Annotated in this window: 17 protein-coding genes; 14 read left to right on the forward strand and 3 right to left on the reverse strand. The window is 43.3% G+C overall.

From position 1 onward, the window contains the following. Nucleotides 1-6: 6 nt before the first annotated feature. Nucleotides 7-711 (reverse strand): DUF3334 family protein, encoded by a 705-nt coding sequence (locus CXF86_RS16055; protein ID WP_101090943.1) that lies wholly within the window; start codon nucleotides 709-711, stop codon nucleotides 7-9. 336 nt (nucleotides 712-1,047) lie between these two features. On the opposite strand from CXF86_RS16055, the gene CXF86_RS16060 reads away from it, so the two are divergent. From CXF86_RS16060 to CXF86_RS16125, 14 genes are all read left to right on the forward strand, one after another. Continuing rightward, nucleotides 1,048-2,688 carry a methyl-accepting chemotaxis protein gene (locus CXF86_RS16060; RefSeq protein ID WP_102039495.1) on the forward strand — a complete coding sequence of 547 codons (1,641 nt, stop codon included), beginning with the start codon at nucleotides 1,048-1,050 and terminating at the stop codon, nucleotides 2,686-2,688. A 106-nt stretch (nucleotides 2,689-2,794) separates the two neighbouring features. Then, on the forward strand, nucleotides 2,795-3,190 hold the full coding sequence (locus tag CXF86_RS16065) for an ACT domain-containing protein (RefSeq protein ID WP_101090945.1): 396 nt from the start codon (nucleotides 2,795-2,797) through the stop codon (nucleotides 3,188-3,190). A 47-nt stretch (nucleotides 3,191-3,237) separates the two neighbouring features. Further along, nucleotides 3,238-3,495, forward strand: a complete 258-nt coding sequence (locus tag CXF86_RS16070) for an HPr family phosphocarrier protein (protein ID WP_102039496.1) — start codon at nucleotides 3,238-3,240, stop codon at nucleotides 3,493-3,495. A gap of 11 nt (nucleotides 3,496-3,506) precedes the next feature. Then, on the forward strand, nucleotides 3,507-5,213 hold the full coding sequence (gene ptsP, locus CXF86_RS16075) for a phosphoenolpyruvate--protein phosphotransferase (RefSeq protein ID WP_102039497.1): 1,707 nt from the start codon (nucleotides 3,507-3,509) through the stop codon (nucleotides 5,211-5,213). A 56-nt stretch (nucleotides 5,214-5,269) separates the two neighbouring features. Next, on the forward strand, nucleotides 5,270-5,779 hold the full coding sequence (gene crr / locus CXF86_RS16080; protein WP_101090948.1) for a PTS glucose transporter subunit IIA: 510 nt from the start codon (nucleotides 5,270-5,272) through the stop codon (nucleotides 5,777-5,779). A gap of 174 nt (nucleotides 5,780-5,953) precedes the next feature. Next, a complete protein-coding gene (locus CXF86_RS16085) occupies nucleotides 5,954-6,337 on the forward strand; it encodes an ArsC family reductase (RefSeq protein ID WP_101090949.1) in 384 nt (127 codons plus the stop codon). After that, nucleotides 6,334-7,479 (forward strand): succinyl-diaminopimelate desuccinylase, encoded by a 1,146-nt coding sequence (gene dapE, locus CXF86_RS16090; RefSeq protein ID WP_102039498.1) that lies wholly within the window; start codon nucleotides 6,334-6,336, stop codon nucleotides 7,477-7,479. Before CXF86_RS16085 ends, dapE begins: the two co-directional genes overlap by 4 nt. Then, on the forward strand, nucleotides 7,470-8,147 hold the full coding sequence (locus tag CXF86_RS16095) for a M15 family metallopeptidase (RefSeq protein ID WP_102039499.1): 678 nt from the start codon (nucleotides 7,470-7,472) through the stop codon (nucleotides 8,145-8,147). The genes dapE and CXF86_RS16095 overlap by 10 nt, the downstream gene beginning before the upstream one ends. A gap of 51 nt (nucleotides 8,148-8,198) precedes the next feature. Next, a complete protein-coding gene (locus CXF86_RS16100) occupies nucleotides 8,199-9,029 on the forward strand; it encodes an alpha/beta fold hydrolase (protein WP_102039500.1) in 831 nt (276 codons plus the stop codon). Between the two features lie 195 nt (nucleotides 9,030-9,224). Then, nucleotides 9,225-9,839, forward strand: a complete 615-nt coding sequence (can, locus tag CXF86_RS16105) for a carbonate dehydratase (protein ID WP_101090953.1) — start codon at nucleotides 9,225-9,227, stop codon at nucleotides 9,837-9,839. Between the two features lie 350 nt (nucleotides 9,840-10,189). After that, entirely contained in the window at nucleotides 10,190-11,374 is a 1,185-nt protein-coding gene (kdnA, locus tag CXF86_RS16110) for an 8-amino-3,8-dideoxy-alpha-D-manno-octulosonate transaminase KdnA (RefSeq protein ID WP_102039501.1), read from the forward strand. An 81-nt stretch (nucleotides 11,375-11,455) separates the two neighbouring features. Continuing rightward, nucleotides 11,456-12,526: a 3-deoxy-alpha-D-manno-octulosonate 8-oxidase KdnB gene (gene kdnB, locus CXF86_RS16115; RefSeq protein WP_101090955.1), complete on the forward strand. Its 1,071-nt coding sequence runs from the start codon at nucleotides 11,456-11,458 to the stop codon at nucleotides 12,524-12,526. Between the two features lie 66 nt (nucleotides 12,527-12,592). Continuing rightward, nucleotides 12,593-13,330 carry a 3-deoxy-manno-octulosonate cytidylyltransferase gene (gene kdsB / locus CXF86_RS16120; RefSeq protein WP_101090956.1) on the forward strand — a complete coding sequence of 246 codons (738 nt, stop codon included), beginning with the start codon at nucleotides 12,593-12,595 and terminating at the stop codon, nucleotides 13,328-13,330. A 15-nt stretch (nucleotides 13,331-13,345) separates the two neighbouring features. Continuing rightward, nucleotides 13,346-13,540, forward strand: coding sequence for a DUF2897 family protein (locus CXF86_RS16125; RefSeq protein ID WP_101090957.1), 195 nt, complete (start codon nucleotides 13,346-13,348; stop codon nucleotides 13,538-13,540). Nucleotides 13,541-13,634: 94 nt separating this feature from the next. Here the strand turns inward: CXF86_RS16125 and CXF86_RS16130 are convergent, their stop codons facing one another. Next, nucleotides 13,635-16,727, reverse strand: coding sequence for an efflux RND transporter permease subunit (locus CXF86_RS16130; protein ID WP_102039502.1), 3,093 nt, complete (start codon nucleotides 16,725-16,727; stop codon nucleotides 13,635-13,637). Next, nucleotides 16,724-17,809: an efflux RND transporter periplasmic adaptor subunit gene (locus tag CXF86_RS16135; protein WP_101090959.1), complete on the reverse strand. Its 1,086-nt coding sequence runs from the start codon at nucleotides 17,807-17,809 to the stop codon at nucleotides 16,724-16,726. Before CXF86_RS16135 ends, CXF86_RS16130 begins: the two co-directional genes overlap by 4 nt. Nucleotides 17,810-18,112 lie beyond the last annotated feature (303 nt).

The raw sequence follows: 18,112 nt of genomic DNA on the forward strand, positions 1-18,112 counted from the left end.
CGCCACTTAAATCCCTAATTCATCAAACAGATCATCTGCACTGGTGCTCATTTGAACATCTTTTTGCTTATTCTGTACTTGCTTTGAATGTTGTGAACCACTGCCTTGACCGTGTTCTGCTAAAAGATCGTCTAGGTCGAAATCTTCATCGGCATCAAAATCGTTTAGCTTAATGAACTCAGTTTTATCCATTGCGAATTCAAGATAAAAGATATGGTTTTTTTGTGTTTTGAAAGACACTCTTCTCGCCACGGCTTCATCGAGGTTGGTATCAACCGAAATGGTAAGTTCCTTATTAATCGTCAACATTTTTGGCTGACTTTGACTAATCGACGTTTGCAGTTCTTTACTTATTTTATTGATGAAATCGCCTAACATCTGATTCATCAGTTCGCCCATCACATTACTGACTTCATCTGAGGTATGGGAGAACGCGAGTTCAGACTCTGGCATTCCCATGTTAATCATGTATTCGCGGTAAATTTCAATTGCTGCTGGCGCTGAAAAATTGATAACCACTAATCCGGAGAAACCACCGTCAAAAATTGAAAAACAACCTAAGTCAGGTTTTAAACAAGTACGCGTGATGGATTGCACCATTCCAGCGTGCGTGATCTGACTATTAGTCGTGCTAGAAAGCACGTGAGAAACCGACAAACACAGCTTGCGCAATATGTCATCAGTTGTTACAGATTCTTGCGTTGTTAGCATATTTAAAACCTTGTTGTAGTAATCGTTTCATAGTGCCGCAATCCCGTAACAAATCAAAGTAAAAACTAAGCTAAAACGTCGATTTTATCTGCCGTTGTTCAGACATTAGGCTAAATAAATTATGCTTAAACAAATGTCATCAGAACATCTATTCTAAACCTCAAAATAAAATGTCGTTTAGCGGTGAAAAATGAGATCTATGATTTAAAAAATATAAAAATAAATAAAGAGTCGATATAGTTAACATTTTTAAAATAAACATACTGTTATGGGTTCTTTTGGTTAACAATAAACGATACATTCATGACACTCTTTATTTAATGTAGCCAGGCTCTTATGACTGCCCTTTTAAGACAACTAACCATCCTCCAACGACTTATTTTAATGCTCATGCTGGCAGCGATCGGTACCGTTTGTTTTGCCAGTTTTTCGATAAACGAGCAATACAACAACCTTGTTACGCAAAAGTGGCAGCAAAATGATGCGCAGCTAAACACGGTTATCAGTGTTATTGAAGCGCATCGGATGCAAGCGGCTAATGGTGATATTTCTGAAAGTGATGCCAAGGTAGAAAGTGCTAACCTTATCAGCCAGATCCATTTTAGCGATAAAGGCCACTTCATTTTACTTGATAGAGATAACACCATTTTAGCCAATGGCGCGAGTAAGCAAACTATCGGTAACAAACTTGCCAGCATTAACCAGCAAGGTAATGACACCACACTCTCTGCAATCGTTGCTGCTGCTGCAATCAATGGCACAGCCAAAGGCCAAGTCAGCTTTATTAATGCTCAAAGCAGCCAGTTAGAAGATAAGTTGGTTGAGGCTAGGTACTATCCCGCTTGGGATTGGACACTCATTACCGGCAGTTATAATAGCGAGATAAACAATGTCATGTATTCGATGGCATTTGATTACGTGCTTATCATGCTAATGATATCTATTCCCATTTTTTCATTCTTCTTATTGCTTAATCTATCGATTACCGCACCGCTTAAAAATGCGATTGCGGCGATGAAAGATATTGCACAAGGTGACGGTGATCTAACCAAAAGGTTACCCACAAAAGGTAAAGATGAGGTAGCAGAGCTAGCAGAGGCTTTTAATCTGTTTGTGATAAAGATTGCAGATACTGTTGCTCAACTACAACCGCTAGGAAAAAACCTAGATGATGATGCCACACGTTTACTTAATGCCGTAGAGGAATCGAATAGCAGTGTTGATCACCTCCATCAAGAAACCAGCAGCGTTGCAACTGCAATCAACGAGATGCTATCAACCACCCATGAGATGGCGACCAACACCAGTCAAGCCGCAGACGCCGCAAATAGTGTCAAACAGCAAGCCCAACTCAGCATGGAAAAAATGGATAACACCCTCGATAATACGCAGCGATTAGTCGAAGAGTTAAAAACATCTGAACAGATAACCCACCATCTTGGCACGTCTTCAAAACAGATTGGCAGCATATTAGATGTGATAAGAGGCATCGCCGATCAGACCAACCTGCTTGCGCTTAATGCCGCGATTGAAGCCGCCCGTGCCGGTGCGCACGGCAGAGGATTCGCTGTTGTTGCCGATGAGGTGCGTGCTTTAGCAAACCGAACTCAGGACTCTACCAATGAAATTCAAAAAATCATCACTGAGATCCAATCAGGCGTGAGTTCGGTCGTCTCTAGTAACGAGCGTACACAACAACAATCTGAGCAAGTGCAGAGTCAAGCTAAGGGTGTGGGGGAATCACTAGCTGAAATTTTGGATCTTGTTGCTCATATCAGCGATATGAATACCCAGTTAGCCAGCGCAACAGAAGAGCAATCTCTGGTCACGGAAGAGATTAATCGCAATATATGCAGTATTACAGAACTGACTGAAGTGTCAGTAAAGGCCAACGAAAGTAACCGCCATGCCGCAGTGTCATTACAATCGATTAGCAAAAACTCAGCCAAAACATTAAGCCAGTTTAAGGTCAGCTAAACGCTTATCCACATTAAAAAAGGGGCATAATTTGCCCCTTTTTCATTATTCAAACTATGTTAAGCTAAATTCAATTCGGACGATCTATCAATACGGAATTGAATTTATGGCACGCATGACCTTAGCGATTCATCCGCAACTTTTTACTATTCATAGCCTTGCTCCTGACAGTATCGTACCGAGTGCGATTTTTCAGCAAGATATCTACTTTATCGGTAAAACGAGCGAAGAACTGTCAGTTGTCGTAATTTCAACATTCGAAATGGAAAGCCTAGAGCAGGAAAACGGTTGGCGCTGTCTTGAAGTATTGGGCCCTTTAGGCTTTTCCATGACAGGCATATTATCGAGCGTATCAGGCGCGTTGGCCGCAGAAAAAATTAGTATATTTGCTATCTCTACATTCGATACCGACTATATTCTGGTAAAAAAAGACACCTTGGCCGAAGCCACAAAAGCACTCAAGAAAAAGAACTATCAAATCATTGAACATCAGAGCAGATAATCATCAGCTTATACAGCCGATTCTTAGCCTTTTAACGAGAAGATTATATGTACCAAAAAACCGTTACAATAACCGCTAAGCACGGTATACACACTCGACCTGCGGCACTATTAGTTAAAAAAGCCAAATCATTTGATTGCGATATCATCGTAGAATGTAACGGAAAACAGGCCAGTGCAAAAAGCCTTTTTAAGCTACAAACACTAGGGCTTTATTTCGGTATAGAAGTCAAAGTTATCGCTGAAGGTGAACAAGCTCAGCAAGCAGTTGAAGAAGTTTCTGAACTCCTTATTACACTTAGCTAAAAGGCTCCGTTATGTCGATTAAAGGTATTGTTGTTTCATCAGGCGTCGCGTTCGGCCAAGCCCTACACCTCAATCTACACCATGAAAAAATCGACTATCGACGTTTGTCCCCTGATAAAATCCCTAATGAACAACGAAAACTAGCATTAGCATTCAATAAGCAAAAAAGTCATTTAGCAGAGATACTAGCCAAGCTTAAGGTCGGTTCTGAGCATTATGATCTGATTGAAGCTGATTTACTCTTTCTTGATGATGATTCGCTCCTAGAGGTCGTCGTAAATGAAATTCGCCAGCTACAAATTAATGCAGCGGTGGCCATTGAGAGAGTATTTTCCCATCAAGCTTCGGAGATTGAACAACTAGAAGACCCCTATTTAGCCAATAGAGCACAGGATGTTTTGTGTTTAGCGAGTCGCTTAATCGCCAGACTCAGCGGCGCACAGCATCTGGACCTCAGCCAGTTAACTACGCCAACCGTTATTTTGGCCCATGATCTCACCCCTGCTGAATTCGCCATGCTACCGCTACAACACATAACAGGCTTGGTGCTTAACACCGGTGGGTTAACAAGCCATACTGCGATTTTGGCACGCAGCGCTGGGATCCCAGCGCTGTTAAGTTGCCAATTTGAACGGTCACAAATTAACGATGGCGACGCCGTCGTACTCAACGCTATCGACGGCGAGCTGCATCTAAACCCCACCGCTGACATCATCGAAAGACTGACCCAACTGCGCCAACAAGATGAAGCGCACAAACAGCAACTCTTGCTGCTTAAAGATCTCCCCGCTCAGACCCTCGACGGGCACTGTGTGGGATTACTGGCTAATGTGGGCAGTTTAAATGAAATAAGCCATCTCACCGATGTTGGCGCTGAAGGGATCGGGCTCTTTAGAACCGAGTTCATGCTAATGAATACCATGACTATTCCACAGGAGAAAATACAGTACCACTTCTATTGCGATGCGCTTCAGCTCATGGATGGAAAGCCCTTTACCATACGTACCCTCGATGTGGGCGCTGATAAAGAGTTACCCTGCTTAAATCCAGCTTGTGAAGATAACCCCGCCCTCGGCATCAGAGGCATTCGATATACCTTCGCACATCCTGAAATCCTGGTCACCCAGCTAAAAGCCATTTTGCGTGCTGCGAACCACGGACCTATTCGGTTGATGTTTCCTATGATCAACCAAGTCGAAGAGCTAGACACACTTTTTGAATTGATTGAACAATGTAAAAGCAGCTTAAACGAAGAAGAAAAAGGCTACGGTGAACTGAGTTACGGAATCGTCGTTGAGACACCTGCCGCGGTGATAAACCTTGCATCAATGCTGCCTAGGCTCGACTTCATCAGCATTGGTACTAATGATTTAACACAATATGCAATGGCGGCTGACAGAACAAATCCGCAACTGACACGGGATTACCCTTCACTTTCACCTGCCATTTTAACCTTGGTTCAAATGAGTATTGATACTGCTAAGCAACATAATGTCAAAGTCTCTCTTTGTGGCGAACTGGCCAGCGACCCTATTGTTGCACCTCTACTTGTGGGAATGGGTATTGATGAACTCAGTGTCAATCTAGTCTCATTATTGGAAGTCAAATCGGCGATAAGAGCCAGCAGTTACTCATCTTGCTTAGAGATGGCCAAACAGGCACAAAAGATAGAAAGAATCGAAGAATTAAATCTTTATCTAACAGGTCTTAGTTTATAGAGATATAATAAATGCAGTCTAATTTGAATATTATAATGATTCCAAGGGGCAAATAAATGGGATTTTTAAGCCGCATTAGACGTCTTGTTTCCGGACAAACAGACATCGCGGGCAGTGTAAATGTATATGCACCCGTTTCTGGCAAAATTGTTGCGATCGAGAAAGTACCCGACGCTGTATTCTCTGAAAAAATTGTCGGGGATGGATTAGCCATCGCACCAACAGGCCAGCATATTGTTGCGCCGATAGATGGAACCATAGGCAAAATTTTTGAAACCAACCATGCCTTTAGCATTGAATCACCGCAAGGATTAGAGATTTTTGTTCATTTTGGGATAGGCACTGTAGAGCTTAGGGGGAACGGTTTTAAACGTCTCGCTGAAGAGGGCCAAGAAGTCAAAATGGGCGAGCCTATCTTAGAGTTCGATATTGAATATCTAAAAGAGCATGCCGATAGCCTATTGACACCGGTGCTTATCGCCAACATGGAAGACGTGAAAGGTTTGGATAAAAAACAGGGGACCTTAGAAGCGGGTAAAGACATTATTTTTTCCGCCATACTTTAAGCTAATGGTTCGTTTCACATAACAAAAGCCGAATGCAATCATTCGGCTTTTGTTGCTTACATGTAATGTTTCCTAATCATGTTTATCACATATCAGCGCCAATAAGTTGAATAAAACTCAATAACCCCAAGCAGAGCTATTTCTTCCTTGAGGCTTTACAAAACCAATGACACAATGAGATTCACTAATAAAATTAATAATGGAGTACCCGCTTTGACACTTTTCGGCATTAAGAATTGCGACACCGTACGTAAAGCCCGTAAATGGCTAGAACAAAATAATCTTAGCGTTGATTTTCATGATTTTCGTGAACATGGGCTCACTGCCGAGCAAGTCGAAGAATGGGTCGCTGTCGTTGGATGGGAAACTTTATTTAATAAACGTAGCACCAGCTTTAGAAATTTAACTGACACCGAAAAAAATGACATTAATGAAAAGAAAGCTATCGCGCTAATGGTCCTTTATCCCACATTAATCAAACGCCCTGTACTCGTCAACGGCAGCAAGGTTAATGTCGGATTCAAAGAAGCTGAATATAAAGCGTGGTTTAGTCTATGAGCCAATCTAAAGATTCTTTAGTACTGGCATTGGCAAAAGATTTAATCTCTCGTCCATCCGTTACGCCGCTAGATGAAGGTTGCCAAACCTTGATGGCTACAAGACTCGCCGCTGCAGGTTTTAACATTGAAGATATGGTGTTCGAAGACACCACGAACATGTGGGCTCGAAAAGGCACCCAAGACCCTGTTTTCTGTTTCGCTGGCCATACTGATGTGGTCCCCGTTGGCGATCTCAACCGTTGGCACACGCCACCTTTTGAGCCTGTCGTCATTGATGATTACCTGCATGGACGCGGCGCAGCAGATATGAAAGGCTCACTTGCGGCAATGGTCGTTGCTACTGAACGGTTTGTTAAAAACCATCCCGACCATAATGGCTCAATCGCCTTTCTTATCACGAGCGACGAAGAGGGGCCCTTTATTAATGGCACCACTCGAGTTATTGATACCTTAGAAGAGCGTAATGAAAAAATCACTTGGTCATTAGTCGGTGAGCCATCATCAACGCATAAACTGGGTGACATTGTTAAAAATGGACGCCGTGGAAGCTTAACAGGCAACCTCACCATCAATGGGGTCCAAGGACACGTCGCGTACCCTCACCTTGCTGACAACCCTATTCACAAAGCGGCACCAGTGCTCGATGAATTAGCCCGGATGAAGTGGGACAATGGCAATGCGTTTTTCCCGCCTACCAGCTTTCAAATCGCTAACATCAATGGCGGCACAGGCGCATCAAACGTTATTCCAGGTGCGCTAGAGGTCATGTTTAACTTTAGGTACTCTACTGAAGTCACCGCTGATATATTGATCGAACGAGTGCTTAACATACTCGACGCACATGGACTGGATTATGATATAAACTGGATATTCAATGGCCTACCATTCTTAACGGGTGATGGACCACTGCTTGATGCGACACGCGATGCGATTAAGAAAGTCACCGGTTTAGATACTGATCCTCAGACATCAGGTGGAACTTCCGATGGCCGCTTTATTGCGCCAACGGGGGCACAAGTGCTGGAATTGGGGCCTGTCAACGCAACGATTCACAAAGTGAATGAATGCGTTAAAGTTACCGACCTTGAGCAACTAGCTCTGTGTTATGAAGCCATTTTGGAAAATCTGTTGTGCCAATAGCAGCCCCTCACCTTTATGGACTCAGCGGTGCTCATTTAATTGAGTGCTCTGGTTACCTCCTTGAGCAAGAAACCGCACACGCATTTGCTCAAATGCGCACCGCTGCTGAAAAAGAAGGTATTGCGATAGAGATATGCTCTGCTTTTCGAGATTTTGATCGACAACAGTTAATTTGGAATGCAAAAGCCAGTGGCACTCGCACATTACTCAACAAAGACGCTCAGCCAGTCGACATCGGCGGCAAAACTGCAGAGCAGATTATCGCGCTAATACTGCTATGGTCTGCACTACCTGGGACCTCAAGACATCATTGGGGTACTGATATCGATATTTTTGATAGTAACAAGATATCAAAGCATGATTTACAGCTAATTCCGCAGGAGTATCAACTGAATGGGCCCTGCTATACCTTGAGTTTGTGGTTAACTAACAATGCTCAACGTTTTGGCTTTTACTTGCCTTTTCAACAAGGCTTGAGTGGTGTCAGTGCTGAACCATGGCATCTTAGTTATTATCCGGTATCTAAGCACTACGTGGATGCGTTCAATGTAGAGACCTTAGCCGATATCCTGCAACACTCGTCGGTATTATATAAAGCACAAGTTCTAGATAAGTTAGACGCGTTAACCCGAGAATATGTTTACCGTGTCGCGCCAGTCCCGCTATAATCAAGTATCGAAATTAACAACAAATAAATTCACAATGACAGAGAATAATCCGTGAAAAATCTAGATTTTGCCACTCATAGACAGCAATACACTATCGATAATAAAGCCATTAGCTATATTGATATCGGCCAAGGCCCTGTGCTTTTGTTTGGGCACAGCTACCTGTGGGATGCGCAAATGTGGGCGCCACAGATTGAACTTTTGAGCCAACAATATCGTTGTATCGTTCCCGATTTATGGGGTCATGGTTTATCAACAGATATGCCAGCTCAATGCCGTAACTTACGCGATGTTTCAGCTCAAATGCTGTCTCTAATGGATTCGTTAGATATCGGAGACTTTTCGGTTATCGGTTTATCTGTCGGTGCTATGTGGGGTGCAGAATTAGCGCTACTTGCGCCAACCCGCGTCAAACGTTTGGTCATGCTCAATAGCTTTATTGGCTTTGAACCAGAGATCACCCGCGACAAATACTACGCTATGCTTGACGTCATAAAGCATGAAAAAGGTATTTCCCCAGCGCTACGAGCCACTATAATTCCGTTGTTTTTTGCGGATAATCCTAATCAATTACTGGTTGATAAGTTTGAATTAATACTCGCCAATATCAACAGCGAGCAAATCGATAGCCTATTCCGTTTAGGAAAGATGATTTTCGGCCGACGAGATACTCTGGAACAAGTGGAAGAACTGACGTTGCCCTGTTTGATTATGGCTGGGGTGCAAGATAAAGCACGTTCGGTATTAGAGAGTTACCTGATGCACGATGCCATTGATGGCAGTAAGTTTATCCATATACCCGATGCGGGGCATATATCGACGTTAGAGCAAGCTGAATTTGTTAATCAGCACCTAACTGAATTTCTCTCTGCTACAAATTAGCTAGAAATGAAACAAACTAAACATACATTACTGTCACGTAACATTATTTAACAACCAGTTAAGGTTTGTGTTCTACTATTTTACTGATCGTTAGGGCACAAACAACCATGACTGAATAGACCAGCAAGGCAATCAATTGATGATATCCTTACCCTGCATCACCGTTCTAGTTAACTGACTGAAAATAAGAGCAGAATGAAATTACTAAAACCGCTTTTTGATAATAATAGACGCTGGGCTGGTCGCATACTCAAAGAAGACCCCAAATTTTTTGAGCAATTAGCCAAACAGCAAAACCCTGAGTACTTATGGATTGGTTGTTCTGATAGCAGAGTCCCTTCTAATCAGATCATTGATCTAATGCCTGGCGAAGTATTTGTTCATCGTAATATTGCCAACATGGTGATCCATACAGATCTTAACTGCCTTTCGGTACTTCAATATGCTGTCGATGTGTTAAAAGTTAAACATATCATGGTCGTAGGGCATTATGGTTGCGGTGGGGTAAAGGCTGCAATGGGCACAGAAAGGCTTGGGTTAATTGATAATTGGTTAGGTCACATACGAGACATTCATCGTCTGCATAAAGACACATTATCCAAAATGGATGAAGCGGAACGTTTTGACCGTTTGTGTGAGCTTAATGTAATGGAACAGGTCGATAACGTTTGCAGCACCACTATAGTGCAAGAGGCATGGCATCGTGGCCAAGAAGTGGCCATTCATGGTTGGATATACAGTGTCGAAAACGGCCTACTCTCTGATCTTGATGTGACAATAAACAAAGAAAGCGAGCTTAATAAAGACTAAGTAGCTTCTATATAAATACAGGCTATCAGGGCGTTAGAGTCGATAGCCTTTGTTATATCAAGTGTGTTAATGCATTAGCCAAATCCACCGTTCTAGTCGATTTATCCAATGGTCGTTCCCTAAATTAACAGACTTTTTTATTGCCCTACTTCCTTCGACTAAACCGCGTAATTGAGACTCCCGATAACCAAACAAGCATACTCATATTTCAGAAACCGCCGTTATTGCGTGTAATTCGTATTAATCGATAGAAAATTGCTAAGAAATCTCGCAGTTACCCCCATATCACAGTTATAATCCATTAGTTATTTTTAGCGCTTATGAGCGCAGTAAATTCTAAGGAAATGTCCATGCCTGGTTTTGAATTATTTGGTCCTGAAGAGAAGCAGGAAGTTGCAGACGTAATGGAGAACGGTTTTACTTTCCGTTATAACTTCGATCATATGCGTAATGATCGTTGGAAAACACGTGAGATGGAAGCCTTACTTTGCGAGAAAATGAATGCAAAGCATGCTCACTTAGTATCAAGTGGTACCGCTGCACTGCAAACCGCAATGGCTGCAGCTGGCATTGGCGCAGGTGATGAAGTTATTGTACCACCGTTCACGTTTGTCGCTTCAGTTGAAGCTGTATTCATGGCAGGCGCTGTTCCTATTTTTGCTGAGATTGATGAAACGCTTTGTTTATCTCCTGAAGGCATTGAAGCGGTTATCACACCAAAAACTAAAGCAATCAACTTAGTTCAAATGTGTGGTTCTATGGGTAAGATGGATGAGATTAAAGCAGTTTGCGCTAAGCACAACCTGGTTATTCTTGAAGATGCTTGCCAAGCTATTGGTGCCAGCTACAAAGGTCAGGCCCTTGGTACCATCGGTGATGTAGGTTGCTACTCTTTTGATTCTGTTAAAACCATCACTTGCGGTGAAGGCGGAGCGGTCATCACTAACAATGAAACCATATACAACAATGCACACATGTTCTCTGACCACGGTCATGACCATGTTGGCAACGATCGCGGCGCTGAAGGTCATCCCATGATGGGGCTCAACTTCCGCATCTCAGAGTTAAACTCTGCGATGGGCTTAGCGCAGCTGCGTAAGCTTGATAAAATTATTGATATTCAACGTACCAATAAGAAAGTCATCAAAGATGCAATGGCGACTATTCCGGAGCTTACATTCCGCGAACTGCCCGATCCAGAAGGCGATTCAGCAGGTTTCCTAACCTTCTTTATGCCGACTGAAGCTCGCACTATTGAGATCAACAAGAAGTTAGCTGAAAATGGCGTTGATGGTTGTTTCTACTGGTATATCAATAACTGGCATTACCTAAACAACTGGAAGCATATCCAAGAGCTTAAGTCTCCGGCCGCTTTACCGATCACATTAATCGAAGATCGTCCTGATTATACTAAGGTTTCAGTACCAAAGTCTGATGCCATTATGAGCCGTACTATCTCGATGTTGATCAAGCTATCTTGGACTGAAGAAGAGATAAACCAACGTATCGAAAATATTAAGCGCGCGTTCGCTTAATAAGATTTATTTCGTTGTCGCGTCTATTCTTAAGACGCGATTGCACTTTTTACAGTAATAGTCTCAACGGAGAATGTTGTAATGAGTTTTAAAAATTTCAAATGTGTACCAAAAATGATTTTTGGTCGCGGATCGTTTGTCCAGCTAGATACTGTTCTCGCTGAAGAACGCAAAAGTGAAGATGATTTTGTGGTCTTTTTGGTCGATGACGTTCACCAAGATAAGCCTCTTAGTGGCCGAGTCCCTGCTAAAGACCAAGACATGCTTATCTATGTCAATGTCGATGACGAGCCAAGCACTAAGCAAGTTGATGCGCTGACTGAACAAGTACAAGCTTTTAGCGGCAAGTTACCAGTAAGTGTTATCGGTCTAGGCGGTGGTTCTACCCTCGACTTAGCAAAAGCTGTAGCTCTTATGCTAACCAATGACGGTGGCAGTGCTAAGTATCAAGGTTGGGATCTAATAAACAACCCTGCAGTACACCACATCGGTATTCCTACAGTATCTGGTACTGGCGCAGAAGCGTCTCGTACTGCAGTGCTTTGCGGACCTGTGCGTAAGCTTGGACTTAACTCTGATTACACCGTCTTTGATCAAATCATCATGGATTCAGAATTAATTGCTGGCGTGCCTACCGATCAGTGGTTCTATACCGGTATGGATTGCTATATTCACTGTGTTGAATCACTTGAAGGTACCTACCTCAACGAATTTGCTAAAGCGTTCGCTGAAAAATCGATGGATCTTTGCCGTCAAGTCTTCATTGACGACCATGAAGAGAAAGATGACAAGCTGATGATGGCATCTTACATGGGCGGAATGAGCATTGCTTACAGCCAAGTAGGTGCATGTCATGCTGTTTCATATGGTCTAGGCTATGTACTTGGTTACCATCACGGTATCGGTAACTGTTTAGCATTCGACGTGCTTGAAGAGTTCTATCCTGAGGGTGTTGCAGAGTTCCGTAAGATGATGGATAAACATAACATTGTCCTACCAAAGAATATCTGTAAAGACTTGCCTGACGAAACTATCGCTAAGATGGTTGCAGTCACAAAGAGCATGGGTCCACTTTGGGACAATGTTTACGGCGAAGGCTGGGAAGAGAAAGTCACAGACGAAATGCTAACTAAGCTATTCCGTCGTATCTAAGTCCTCTTTAGATGCTAAATGGGCTTCTATCAAGAAGCCCATTAATTTTATTATTAGGTAAATTGAATGAATGTAACCTTGTTGATCCCTGCTCGATACGGCTCAAGTCGTTTTCCTGGCAAGCCGTTGGCTCCAATTAACGGTAAACCGATGATCCAGCATGTTTACGAGCGTGCATCACTAGCAAAAGGGCTTAAAGATATCTATGTCGCAACCGATGACGAACGCATAAAAGATGCCGTCGAAGGTTTCGGTGGTAAGGTTATCATGACAAGTGCAGAAGCCGCTTCAGGTACAGATCGTATCGAAGATGCGATTACACAGCTAGGGCTTGCAGAAGACGACTTAGTGGTTAATTTACAAGGTGATCAGCCACTGATAGACCCCATCTCTATCGAACAAATTATTAGCCTTTTCGACCGTCACCCTGGTGAGTTCGGAATGGCAACTCTCGGATTTCAAATTACCGAAGAGGAAGAGCTCAACGATCCAAAGCACGTAAAGCTGGTGTTTGATAATGAGTTTAATGCATTGTATTTCTCACGTGCACGCATTCCTTTTGGCCGTGATACAGACGATTACCCCGTGTATAAACACTTAGGGGTATATGCCTACACGCGTAAGTTTGTGCACACGTTTGCCAAGCTGCCACTCGGTAGATTAGAAGATTTGGAAAAGCTTGAGCAGTTACGAGCGCTAGAACATGGCTACAAGATCAAAGTCGCCATCAGTGCTTTTGACTCTCCAGAAGTGGATACACCTGAAGATATTCGTATCTGTGAATCTCGTTTGGCAGTTGATTAACAATAAGGTAAGAATATGTCTGATCTAGAAGTTGGCTTACTTATTTTATTAGTAATTGGTGTCATCGCCAGTAATTTAGCCGTGCTTAAATACAGCGCTAAATACAAGATGCCTCAGTTCGGTAAAGATCAGAAGAAACCTAAATCAACAGATCCTGTCGATCAGGATAAAAAGAAAGAACAAGATGATAAAGGCGATAAACCACAATAATTTTATCTTTCTATTTTGTTGAAATTCAGACAATAAAAAAGGCGCTTACAGCGCCTTTTTTGTTTTCTATTTTTAACTCACCTTTCTAATGAGCCTAATCCGCAAGCTCTTTTTCAAGTTGTTGGGCAACCATCTCTGGCGAACCCGAATTTTTCGCCAACAGCGAATATGCCACGGGAATAACAAATAGCGTAAAGAAAGTCGCTAAACTTATTCCCGATAAAACGACAACACCAATGACAAAGCGTGTCTCTGCGCCAGCGCCTTCGGCCATGACCAATGGAATCGCCCCCGCAGCGGTGGTGATCCCAGTCATTAAGATAGGGCGTAAGCGTTGACTAGATGCTTGAATAATAGCGTTTTGGAACTCGACGCCTTTATCACGTAGTTGATTGGTAAACTCGACAATTAAAATCCCATTTTTAGCCGCTAAGCCTACCAACATGATAATACCTATCTGGCTGTATATATTGAGGCTTTGGTCCGTCGCCCACAAACCTATTAAGGCACCGAGTGTCGCCAATGGCACTGTCAGCATGATCACCACTGGGTGAACAAAACTTTCAAATTGTGCCGCCAATACTAGGAACACAATACCGAGCGCTAAGATAAAGACGAAGTACATAGAATTACCTGAATCTTGGTAATCTAATGACTGACCTTTATAACTGACGATCGCTTCAGCTGGCAGGTACTCGAGAGTCAAATCATTAAGATAATCAAGTGCTTCACCAAGACTATAACCATCTGCAAGGTTTGCCTCAATGGTAATTGCTCGCATGCGGTTATAACGATTCAGCTGGCTTGCATCTGCAAACTCTTCAACACTGACCAAGTTTGATAACGGAATAAGCTCTTGTGAACGTTCTGAACGCACGTAAATATTCTCAAGATCTGCTGCCGTATTTTGATTATCACGATTACCTTCAATAATGACATCATACTCTTCGCCATCGCGCATAAAGGTGGTCACCAGCCTTGAACCTAACATCGATTCCAGCGTACGACCGATATGTGAAATAGAAACACCAAGATCTGCGGCTCTATCTTTATCGATAACAACTCGAAGCTGAGGCTTAGTCTCTTTATAATCATGATCGACGCCAACAAGATTAGGATTTTCTTTCACCTTTTCGAGAATTATATCGCGCCAGTGAGCAAGTTCCTCATAGCTGGGGCCACCCAGTACAAACTGTACCGGTTTACCCACACCACGCCCAAAAGCTTGACGCATAACAGGGAACGCTCGTACGCCGGCTAAATCAGATAAACGTCCACGAATATCGCCGATAATTTCAAAAGCACTGCGTCTTACGGCCCAGTCTTCTAATACGATAATCGCCATACCGTTAGAAAAGTTAGAACTCCGCCCAAAACTACGAGGCGCACGGATCAATAAGCGTTTGATCTCACCTGAATCAACTAACGGCATTAATCTGTTTTCAATTTCATCCATATAAGATTCGATATACTCAAAGCTTGCCCCTTGTGGACCGTTGACGATAAGGAACATTGATCCCCTATCCTCTCTGGGTGCAAACTCTTGCGGTACTTCTGTTGCAAGGTATGCACTGCTGACCAATGCAACAAGGATGAATGATGACACAATAAACGGATGTAACATTGCCTTTCTAAGCCAAGCTCGATAGCCCGCTGATAGCTTATTCATTCCATTATCTATTTTCCTTACAAGCCAAGAAGATTGACCAGCAGGCTTAAGCAGTTTAGAACACATCATCGGGCTTAATGTTAACGCCACAATACTAGAGAAGATCACTGCTGCGCTCATTGTGACGGCAAACTCTTTAAACAGCTTACCCAAATCACCTTCGAGAAAGGTGATTGGCATAAATACCGCAACCAATACTAAGGTTGTCGCCACTACAGCAAAGGCCACTTCCCGAGCGCCTAGGTACGCGGCTTTTAGCGGACTATCGCCCTCTTCAATGCGTCTATGGATATTTTCCAGTACAACGATGGCGTCATCAACCACCATACCAATGGCGAGGATCATCGCCAGCAACGTCAATAGGTTAATGGTGTAACCCAGCGCATAAAGCACGATAAAGGTCGCCATTAATGATACGGGGACAGTGAGTGCAGGTATTAACATGGCACGCACACTGCCCAAGAACAGATAGATCACCGCTATGACCAAGAACATGGCTATAAACAGCGTTTGATAAACCTCTTTAACCGAGGCTTCAATAAAGACGGAGCTATCGTAAGAGCGTTTTATTTCCATGCCTGCTGGTAAAGTGGGGTTAATTTGATCCACTAAAGCATTCGCTGCACGAGCAACATCTAAGGTATTGGCCGTCGATTGCTTAGACACACCAAGACCAATCATCGCCTCTCTGTTACCTCTAAACGTAATGCGCTCCTCTTCAGAGCCTATTTCTACTTTTGCTACATCGCCTAGTTTAATCAAGTAGCCGTCATCACCTTCGGCGAGCACCAAATTGGCAAAGTCATCAGAGGTACGATAACTTCTTTCTAGTCTAACGGTAAAGTGACGCTCTTTAGATTCTATGCTACCTGCTGGTAGCTCAACGTTTTCAGATCGCAGTGCCGATTCAATATCAGCAACGGTTAAGTTTCTTGCGGCCAATGCTTGTCTATCGATCCAGACACGCATCGCATAGACTTTACCACCGCCTAAACGCATATTGGCCACACCATCGATCACAGAGAAACGGTCGACAAGATATCGCCTGGCATAGTCGGTCAGCTGCAATGTGTTCATTTGATCCGAGACCAAGTTGAGCCACATAATGACTTCATCTCCGCCATTGGCTTTTTGGACTTCTGGTGGATCAGCTTCTACAGGAAGGTTATTCAAAAGACCTGACACTCGGTCTCTGACATCGTTGGCAGCGGCTTCAATGTCTCGACCAACGTCAAACTCTAAAGTGACGTTCGAGCGACCATCACTGCTTGATGAACTAATGTGTTTAATGCCTTCGACGCCACTAATTCTATCTTCAACGAGCTGAGTAATTCGGCTTTCAACCACTGCGGCACTGGCGCCGCGGTAGTTAGTCTGAATTGAAACGACTGGGGGATCGATATTAGGATATTCGCGCAATGGCAGTTTTTCAAATGCCACTAAACCAAAAATGATTAACAAGATACTGATAACCGAAGCGAAGACTGGCCGCTTAACCGAAATGTCCGTTAAGATCATGCCACAGGCTCCACGCTAGCTTGCTTTAGAAAGCTAAATTTCTCACTAAAGGTCACTTTAACGGTATCACCTGGACGAACTTTTAAAATACCACGGATCACCACTTGCTCGTCGAGTTCAACGCCATCAATGATCTCAACCCAGCCACGTTTTCGTAAGCCAAGCGTCACTTGTTGCTGCTCCACCACGCCCTCATCATTGACCAAGTAAACATAGTGTCTATCTTGTATTGGAATAATCGCAGACTCGGGTAAGATTAAGGCTTCTCGGCTTTGTTTGATCAGTTTTACTTTCATCAACATGCCCGGCAGCAAACGGTGCTTAGGGTTTGGGATCAGTGCTCGGACAATGACGGTACGCGTACTGGGATTTATGCGGCTATCAATGGACACCACTTTGCCAATAAACATCTCGCCATCAAACGCAACAGCTGTCGCTTCAACAACCTTTCCAATCGCTAACGATTGAAGAAAGCGTTCCGGTACGGAAAAGTCCAGCTTAATGACCGAGATATCATCAAGTGTAGTAATAGCGTTACCAGGAGTCACTAATGCACCGACACTGACCTGACGTAAACCGAGTGCACCTGAAAATGGTGCGGTGATCCGTCGATCACTTAACGCCGATTGCGATTGCGCTAATTCTGCTTTCGCGGTATCGATGAGTGTTTGTAATCTATCTCGCTCAAGCTCTGCAATCGTTTGGCTTGTGACTAGCGAGCGGATCCGGTCTAATTCCCGTTGATGGTCTTGCACTTTCACTTTTGCGACCGTCACTCGTGCTCTTTGCTCGCTATCTTGTAACTGCACGATTAAGCGACCTTTCTCAACCAAATCACCATCTTCAAAGTTGACCTTAGTCACGACCTCAGACACTTTAGGGGTTACCGTAATAGATTCGTTTGCTTTGCTGGTGCCTAACGCTTCCACTTCATCACGGATCGGTTGAATCGTCGCTTTAGCGACCACCACATTGGGTGTAGGCCTGGCTTTTTTAACCTTAACCACGTTCCCTTGTTGATAATATTGATACCCAAAGCCTGCTGCTAATGCAATCAGTATGATTATTGTTATTTTTTTCATGGATTTCCTAACAAACAACTTTATTCAATTAGGGGTAGTTTACCTTGCTGTGACTATGCATCAATACGTTTTACTTTTTCTTACAAATAACACACTTCAGTCACATTCGTAATCTGCAGCACTTTATCAATAGATTATCAATTATTCGGGCATACCTGTGGTAAAAATCCTTATCACCACCTTCTGCCTAAAATTTTCCTCTATCGACCGGATATAACACCCTAAGTATTATTGGCTCGAGAGATGACAAAACACTAAACCCGTTTATTGCAGATATAAAAAAAGGAGCCCAAGGCTCCTTTT

Origin of the sequence: Shewanella sp. GutCb, assembly GCF_002836135.1 — a bacterium.
In the GTDB taxonomy this organism is placed as follows: domain Bacteria; phylum Pseudomonadota; class Gammaproteobacteria; order Enterobacterales; family Shewanellaceae; genus Shewanella.